Origin of the sequence: Zavarzinella formosa DSM 19928, from assembly GCF_000255705.1 — a bacterium.
GTDB classification, from domain to species: Bacteria; Planctomycetota; Planctomycetia; order Gemmatales; family Gemmataceae; genus Zavarzinella; species Zavarzinella formosa.
In genome coordinates, this window is sequence record NZ_JH636445.1 from 202,371 (window position 1) to 202,613 (window position 243).

General features: G+C 65.0%; 1 protein-coding gene. It reads right to left on the reverse strand.

Features of this window, described 5'->3' with window-relative positions:
• A partial coding sequence (locus tag BGIM_RS68660) for a hypothetical protein (protein WP_202947350.1) occupies positions 1-243 on the reverse strand: 243 nt, incomplete at both ends.

The following is a 243-nucleotide window of genomic DNA, read 5'->3' on the forward strand; positions in this document are numbered from 1 at the left end:
CACGTCGACTGTGATCTTCTTGGACAAGTCGCCGTTGGCGACAGCCGTCGTCACGGCGGCGATGTTCCGCACTTGGGCCGTCAAGTTCCCGGCCATCGAGTTCACGGAGTCGGTCAAGTCTTTCCACGTCCCGGCGACGCCGGGCACGTCGGCCTGCCCGCCGAGTTTCCCTTCGGTACCCACTTCGCGGGCCACACGGGTCACTTCGGCGGCGAAGGACCGGAGTTGGTCCACCATCGTGTT